The sequence below is a fragment of the Rhizobium sp. EC-SD404 genome (assembly GCF_902498825.1).
Lineage (GTDB): Bacteria > Pseudomonadota > Alphaproteobacteria > Rhizobiales > Rhizobiaceae > Georhizobium.
Genome location: NZ_LR701443.1, coordinates 1 through 7,433, shown reverse-complemented (window position 1 = coordinate 7,433; position 7,433 = coordinate 1). Strand labels below are relative to the sequence as shown.

The window sequence follows — 7,433 nt, the reverse complement described above, 5'->3', positions numbered from 1 at the left end:
ATAACAGTCCGTCTCCTACGTTAAGGGCTGATTGCAATTCTGCGGTTCGCGTCCATGTGGACGTAAAGCGTTTCGCGTCGCCTACAACGGCGATGCGGTGAAGACTCCTGTTTCGTCATGATTGCCGACCTGGCCACAAGAGGCAGAAGGCGTCGCCTTTCTCAACGGCGGTGGGACGGCACTTTGAAAGCCGGTAGTCCAAGTACTTCCAGATCGCGAAATGTCGCGCAGGCTTCAAGCACCTTGCGGATTTTGTATTTCTCCAGTTCGACCACCGTTTGTTGCTCTGTGGCGGCCCGCAGATCTCTGATCAACAGGATGAGTTCATTGTCGCTGATCGTTGTGTCGCTGGCCAAGTGCGCAGCAATGGTCTCGATATCCACCATCAGGGTCAACACCTCTCTACCTTTCTGTCCCCTCGGCATAAAAGGACGAGGTTCACTGGCGAGTTCAATCCTGGCTTCATTTCTCCACAGGACGATGGTGAACGGAAGGTTGTCGCGTTAAGGCAATTAAGAAGTAAAATTTCTCATTGACGCGTCTGCGCTTCAACGATCAGTCCGTCGTTCACGGTGCTGAGATTTTCGCACGCGCGATCGACCGGAGTACGGCGGCGGGGTAGCCGTACCCTCTCGGAGACGGCCCTTTTGCGACGTGAATTTTCGTTGGAACTCATATGCTCACGAAATCTTATAGCTATAGAAAGCCCCGACAAGAGGGCGGTTTGCAGCTATCGAGATGCTATCGTCCCTTCCATCTCGATAGCTGCATCTTCGTGCAAGAGCGCCGCGCTCGCCAAATGCGACAGACGCGGGCTTCTGCTTCAGATGCCTTATCCCTGCCGCCTAATTCCTATCTCCTCTCGGTTGCTTCGAAAACTTCATCTCCCCCACGCAAGCAGATTTCGGCTCACGCCCACCCGCTGCGCGCCCGTAGAAAATGGTTAGCCTCCCCGATCTGCACGACAGCATCGCGCTTTATTCTAAGCGAAACTGCCAGACCGCGTCGGGGCCTTCTTGCGTTACAATTAGGGACAAAGGCGTGCACAAACCTAGAGATATGTAGACACAATGCGTTGAGGGCAGCCCACTAGGATAATCCGCCGCAGCTGCAACAGCGAGACGCCCCGCGATGCCTGTCGCGGCTTCTCGACGAAATCTGCGAGGTAGCGGTTACAGTCCCATCATCTCGACCGCCGCGCGACCATTCGGCCCATAGGGATTGCCCAACGTCTCCCACATATCCTGATGAAAATAGTTGTGGCCGACGACGAGTTGCGCAGATTTTCCTGCAGCCTGCACAGCCGCAGCAAAATCCTTAGCCTGGCGAATGAACTCCGGTGTTTCCAGGGTGCCGTAGGAGACGAAAAGCGGAGCATTGATGCGATCAATATGGCGCTGCGGGCTCATTGCCTCTTCCATCGCGTCAGTGAATGCGATGTAGTTCCTGCGATAGGAAAGTCTCACTGGCTCCATGTCGTACATGCCGCTCATCAGGAGCCCACCCTTCACCGCGTCATCTGCCAAACCAAACTCCGTCCAATTGGTCGTCAGCGCTACAGCAGCAAGGTGTCCGCCAGAGGAGTGACCACCAATATAGACACGGTCGGGGTCCCCGCCGAAACTATCGGCGTTCTTCACCACCCAAGCGACGCCGCGACGTACCTGGCCCGCTAATACGTTTAGGTCGTTGTTCGCCTCGCGCACATCGGAGAAATCGAGCACCACGAAGTGCGCGCCCCGATCCATGAACATCTCAGCCTCAAAGCCGGAATCCCCAGCATTGCCATACCGCCAAGTTCCGCCATGGATGAAGACAAAGACTGGGGCTTGCCGGCGGTCTGCCCGATAAATGTCCATCCCTTCATCGGGATGATCACCATAGATGGCCCGCTCAGGATAGCCTCGTCTGACGCGCAGATCGTAGCTGAGCGAATAGATGCGCGAGTCGATCTCATCGAGAAGCGGCTGATAGACCTCTTGTCGATACGCCGCATCCAATTCTTCTTGGTCGAGCTTAAGCCAGACTGGCGGGCCTTTCACGTGATCGTCAGGCATTCCGTACTGACATGTCGTTTGGCCGAGAGCAGGAATGGCGAGTAGGCTCGTCGCGGATGTGAGGGCGGTACGACGAGTAATCAGCGAACCGGGCAGCAAAGGCATGTAGGGACCCTCCCTGGCTGGATGAACAATGCGCCGACATCATCAGGCGAAGATCACCACATTTGGAATCAATCTTGATGAATGCCGCTGCTCGCGGGGGTCGTAGTGAAAGCATTACACTGATCCTTTCGAGCTTACGGCCGCCTGTCCTCCTTCGGCTGTAATTACCCAAATGCTTCTGAACGGGGACCAGACGGGAATTAATGAGGGACGTGGTTGATTAAGGTGTCGCGAAACATTGCGATCACATTTGCCATGCCATTTCACCTGCGTTGGAACAGAGGCGCGAGCCCAGTGTTGCCTCCTCGCAAAAAGCAAGAGGAGGCCAGGAAATGGACCACAGCAGACACGTCAGGCTTACGGACATCGAAATAACCGACCGCAACCTCAAGGGTGCGACTGTCTATGGCGCCAACGACGAAAAGGTTGGCACCATCGCGCATATGCACGGCGTCGGTAATACCGGGCGAGTTGTCATCGATGTCGGCGGCTTCCTTGGCTTCGGCGCAAAGTCTGTCGCAGTCGCGGCCAGCGAACTCGACATCATGCGCGACGAAAGCGGGACGGTTCATGCCGTCACCACCTGGACCAAGGACCAGCTCAAGGACATGCCTGAGCATAAAGACTGAACAGAATGGCCCTGTAAACGCGGGGCTCTTCACCCTATCGACGGGTCAAAGCTCGACCCGTCGATGATTGCTCCATCAATGCGCACGCGATGGCCTCGTTGCTTTCGCGCGGTCCTTTGCCGCGTAGCCGGTGCAGCCAAAGATTAGCGGGAAATACAACAACGAACGATGTGGATGGGCGCTGGGAACTGCTGCGACACGTGCTTAAAGATAAGATAAAACGACGTGTTCAATTGCTGTTCCAGTAGTCGTCCTTGGGAACGACCCGGTCCTGAAGTTCGCATAGGCTTTTGGCATAGCGTCGCGCGGCCTTTGCTGATCCGGCGAGTTTGTAATGACGATCGGCGACATCCATCGTGCTGTGCTGAAGAACGCAAGGGATGAGCCGTGCCAGCTCCGGTCGTTCGATCGCGAAGGTCGTGGCTGCCGAGCGACGGAAGTCGTGGAGCCCCATGGGCTTGCCGAATGCGGCACTGATCTCGCTCCGCACGGAGGCATAGAGCCGATCGGCGGTAAGAGGGGTGCCGCGCTGCGAGACCCAGAACGCATTGTGGTCATACGCGCCCGGCTGTCCCGCGCGCATGAGCCGCGGCCGTACGTGATTGAGATAGTGCTCGACGAAGGGCCGGAGCTCCGACGGTATGGCAAAAGCCTCCTCTCGCTTCGACTTGGTGTCCTCGGGGTAGAGACAGAGGGTGACACCACTAACTGAGCGGATCAGATGCCGATCGACGGTCAAGCTAGCGAGGCTGCGCCGGCGGATTGGCCAGAGGCTCAGCAGGGCAATGACCAGTCCGATGCGGTACGTGATCTCGTTCAAGAGATGGCTCGCGGAAGGGGCAGCCTTGGCACGCTCCATCAGATCGATACCGAACGCATACGTCTCGGGCGTTGGGGTGAGGGCAGGGTAGCGGTTGAGCGGTTCCGCCTCGTTCTGGAGCCGGCGCTGAAAACGCCGGAGCCAATCCCAGTCGCGATCAGGGGCCATGATCCGAGCGGTCTGATAGACACCATCGACGATTGACGCGGCTGTGGTCATGCGGACCTCGTCGCGCAGGACTGCGATGAACGCGCGGACGCGCTCTCGCGTCAGTCGCTCGATCGGCAGCTCGTCGAGCGCGCCGGTGACATGATCACGCAGATAGGCCAGCCAGCGGCCATAGCCGATCTCCGCATGCCGACGGGTGCCGCAGCTCCAATGGGCTGCAGCTCCCGCCTCGTCGTCGAACACATCGCCTTGCTGAAACGCAGCATCGAAAGAGCGACGGTCCGGTTCAGGCCAGTGGCTTTGCGGAGGATGCTTGAGGCCACCGAGACAGCCGCTCTTCAGGATGTGCTGAGCCTCGCTCATTTGTCCCGCTCTCCCTTCTCCGGCTTGGCCTCTGCAGACTCGTCCGTCGCGGGTTTTGCCTCTTCACGCTTGTCATAGAGCAGCTTCGGCTTGGTGGCTTTGGCGGGTTTGGCCTTGGCGGGAACGGTCTTGGCAGAACCAGTCTTTGCGTGCTGACGGCGGCGGCCGAGCTTGGCGCTCTCATCAACGATGAACTTGCCATAGACCCTGCTCGATCGCTCCGTGCCGAGGCCGGCATAGGTCATCGTCGTCTTGGTGAACGAATGGCCAAGCACCCCGCGCACGGTCTCAAAGTCCTCTGGATGGGCATCGAGATAGAGCTTGGCCGCCAGATGGCGGAACTGATGCGGCGTCATGTGAATGCCGAGTTCCTTGCGAACCGCGCTTTTGATCAGATTGGCGAGATTGGCCTGGCTGCGCCCATCACCTCCCGGCTGGACGAACACCTGGCCATGGCTGTTTGCCTGAAGTGCCGGGAGCATATTGTTCTGATACCAGAGAAGGGCCTCGCTCAGATGTTCCGAGAGCTCGAAGAAGAGATCCATGCGCTTCGATTTGGTCTCGGCAGCGGGGATCAGAATGCGGGCCTTCGCCTTGCCCCGGTCGAATTTGATGTGGCAACCGAGATCGAGTGCAATGAGGTTCTGCGAGCGCATCGGCGCATTGAGAAGGATGCCAATCGCCAACCCAATCTGAAACTGACGTGCGGCTTTGGCCAAATCGCGCGCCATCAACTCCCGGCCTTTACGCATGAGCTGATCAGGCAGGCGGAAGAGCTTGGCGCAGAGGGTCTCATCGTCGAAATGGCGCAGCAGGGTCTTGTTCTTCTGGGTCAACCCGACGGGAGAGTGCCGAAAGTGCTTTGTCTTCTTCTTGAGCACTGCGATCTCAGCAGCCGCGAGCTTCACATGGAGCTCTGCCACCGCCATCAGGCACTGGACCAGGCTGCCGAGGAAAGCGCTCGTGGTGCCGTCGCTCTTGCGATAGGCAACGATGATCGCCTTCAGGGATTCAGGCTTCACAAGATCCGCGAGGCAGAGCGGGGTGGTGCCACCACTATCGACCACCGCAGCATAACTGAGCCGCAGATATGCTCGGATCTGACGAAGCGTCGACTTGGCGAGCGGGCGCAGCGGGGCGTCTGCGTCCTCAAGGTCCGGATCCTCACGCATCTTGAGATACGCTTCGGCATCGGCACGGAGCTCAGATGGCAGGTCGTCCCAAGACGACTTACGCGGCTTTGCGAAGCTGACCTTCTGCAAGGCCTGCAAACCCTCTTCGGGATGATGGGCGCGCAGCCGCTCCCAGAAGGTAGGGACTTGGCGAGCCAGATCCTGCGGGTCATGCAGCACTGTCCGATTGGTCAACCAGCCCAGATAGGACTGCACCGTCTCGTCCGTCACTGCCGAGGGCTCAATGTTCTGGAGGGAGCAGAACCCCATGAAGGTCACCAGACCCGCTGCAGTCTTGCGATCGGCCTGAGCCCGCTTTGCCAGCTCTCCCCAAATCAGGCACCTCATGGCACGACCACGAACGCTATCGACGAAGCCTCCATGTACCAGCGCCTTGCTAACGAGTGAGCGAGTGTTGGTGAACGTTTTTGGCGTGATGCCGTGGGCGGCCGGATTGATCGCTTCAAGGAGACCGCGAAGGACAGGCGGAGACGCCTCGACATAGGCTGGGTCTTTAGCTGACATCTCGCAGGTGCGGCGCAGGGCCGAGACGAGGTCGCGCTTCTCGTTGGGCTTGAGCGGAGTCAACTCGATCAAGCGCATGAGGTCGGCCACGGAATGGACCGTCATGCTGACGGTGAAATCGAAACTGATCTGGTTCATTTTGCTGCTCCAAAACTTGGTTTGGTCAATCGATGTCAGAAGCGGTCATTCGGGAGTTCTATCGCATAAAAGGTGGAACGACTTTTGCCGGAGAGTTCTCCCGAGAGCCGCCTAAGTCACTGTTGTTGCTGGTCATCATCCGCCCTCCAGTAGCCGTCCGGAACGACGTTCAGGATCCTGGAAATCTCGCTCTCGGGGACCCGGCGAGCGCCGCCGATCTTGACCGACGCAATGATGCCTTTCGCGATCCAACGCCGCATTGTGCGGTCCGAGCAGGCGAGGAGGGATGCGGCTTCCGAGACGCGCAGCAGCATCACAGCTGACCCTTGGGAGAGCTTTGGGCGTTATCCGGGTTCCGGTTGGATGGGTCGTTCGGTGGAAGCTGTTTGCCGGCGAGCTCGCGGGCGAATGCAGCTCCCAGCAGAGCCGCGAGACGATGCAATGCGTCTTCAGGCTCGGAGCGGGAGGCCGCCTCTGGGATGATATTGGTGGTTGGGCGCGGTCGATCTGACATGGATCGACGTTCGCTGACCGGACGTCGGCGGTCTAAATGGCCAATTTAAATATTTTTTGATTCTCGGATCACCAAGGCATCGCGGACATGTCGACGCCACGCGTCAGGGCTTAGCTCGATGCCCAAGATGTCCCCAAAATCCATGAGGTAGCGGATCAGCGGCCCGCCAGCCTTGCCCTCGCGCTTGTCGCCTGGGCTGGCGACAGATGTGGCAATCTCACGCCCCAAAAACTTCTCCCAGATCGTCAGCATGTCGTCGATCCATGCTTCCAGCGCTCGGTCGCCAGAATTGCCGCGGCGCGTCAGCAGCCCATAAACGCGTTCATGTCGTTCAAGAGCAGGCCTGACGCGTTCGGTTATCCATGTTGCGGCCATCGCCGCGGCAGCTGGGTCAGGCGATTCCACAAGCAGCCGAATATTCTTGAAAAGCTGCGGCAAGTCGGTTGCGCGGTGAATCATCATTGCGTTTATGATCACTTCGTCGCCGCTCCCGTCTTCGAGATCTTCGAGGGTGAAGGTCCGATCGGCATATTCTGTCGATCCCTCAGGTTCCAGATAGGTGAGCAATCGCCGTCGGTGTCCCGCCAGGTCCTCTATCGCCCGCTTGTTCGTCAGGGGATGTGCGACAAGCTCCGCTATTTCATCAGCGCTTCTGCGAATGCCTTCTAGCCGGGCCGCGAAAGTAAGGGTCGACACCGCATATGAAGCTTTCGCTGTTAATCTTGGACCGCGAGTGTCCCCAAACCTCAACGACAGGTAATAAAGGCAAGCATCTGCTATGCGCTCCTCGAACTTGGCGCGAACAGGATCCTGAACGTATTTCGGTGACTGTTTGCTAATGAAACGAAGCAAAAAGTACTGATACCTCGATGGCAGATTGACGATTCTGAGCTCCTGCGCCTTCTTTCGAGGATATGGCCCTGCCAGACGACCCATCTTCAG

The 7,433-nt window shown here is 58.2% G+C and carries 7 protein-coding genes; 1 reads left to right on the top strand and 6 read right to left on the bottom strand.

The window, feature by feature from the left end:
- Positions 1–161: 161 nt before the first annotated feature.
- Together GC125_RS00035 and GC125_RS00030 are read right to left on the bottom strand one after the other, a co-directional pair.
- A complete protein-coding gene (locus GC125_RS00035; protein WP_151983169.1) occupies positions 162–395 on the bottom strand; it encodes a hypothetical protein in 234 nt (77 codons plus the stop codon).
- A 777-nt stretch (positions 396–1,172) separates the two neighbouring features.
- A complete protein-coding gene (locus GC125_RS00030; RefSeq protein WP_151983168.1) occupies positions 1,173–2,162 on the bottom strand; it encodes an alpha/beta hydrolase in 990 nt (329 codons plus the stop codon).
- 332 nt (positions 2,163–2,494) lie between these two features.
- Between GC125_RS00030 and GC125_RS00025 the strand changes: the two genes are divergently transcribed.
- Positions 2,495–2,791: a PRC-barrel domain-containing protein gene (locus GC125_RS00025; protein WP_151983167.1), complete on the top strand. Its 297-nt coding sequence runs from the start codon at positions 2,495–2,497 to the stop codon at positions 2,789–2,791.
- A gap of 229 nt (positions 2,792–3,020) precedes the next feature.
- Here GC125_RS00025 and GC125_RS00020 read toward each other — a convergent pair whose 3' ends face one another.
- The 4 genes from GC125_RS00020 to GC125_RS19850 all read right to left on the bottom strand — a co-directional run.
- Positions 3,021–4,022 (bottom strand): site-specific integrase, encoded by a 1,002-nt coding sequence (locus GC125_RS00020; protein ID WP_151983166.1) that lies wholly within the window; start codon positions 4,020–4,022, stop codon positions 3,021–3,023.
- Between the two features lie 116 nt (positions 4,023–4,138).
- Positions 4,139–5,977, bottom strand: a complete 1,839-nt coding sequence (locus GC125_RS00015) for a tyrosine-type recombinase/integrase (protein ID WP_151983165.1) — start codon at positions 5,975–5,977, stop codon at positions 4,139–4,141.
- A gap of 116 nt (positions 5,978–6,093) precedes the next feature.
- Entirely contained in the window at positions 6,094–6,291 is a 198-nt protein-coding gene (locus GC125_RS00010) for a helix-turn-helix domain-containing protein (protein ID WP_151983164.1), read from the bottom strand.
- Between the two features lie 245 nt (positions 6,292–6,536).
- Positions 6,537–7,433 (bottom strand): hypothetical protein (locus tag GC125_RS19850; RefSeq protein ID WP_199864369.1); only part of this gene is annotated, 897 nt, incomplete at its 5' end.

Coding starts and splice junctions, on each gene's coding strand:
- GC125_RS00030 (WP_151983168.1), bottom strand. CDS start 2,162: ATGCCTTTGCTGCCCGGTTCGCTGATTACTCGTCGTACCGCCCTCACA.
- GC125_RS00025 (WP_151983167.1), top strand. CDS start 2,495: ATGGACCACAGCAGACACGTCAGGCTTACGGACATCGAAATAACCGAC.
- GC125_RS00015 (WP_151983165.1), bottom strand. CDS start 5,977: ATGAACCAGATCAGTTTCGATTTCACCGTCAGCATGACGGTCCATTCC.
- GC125_RS00010 (WP_151983164.1), bottom strand. CDS start 6,291: ATGCTGCTGCGCGTCTCGGAAGCCGCATCCCTCCTCGCCTGCTCGGAC.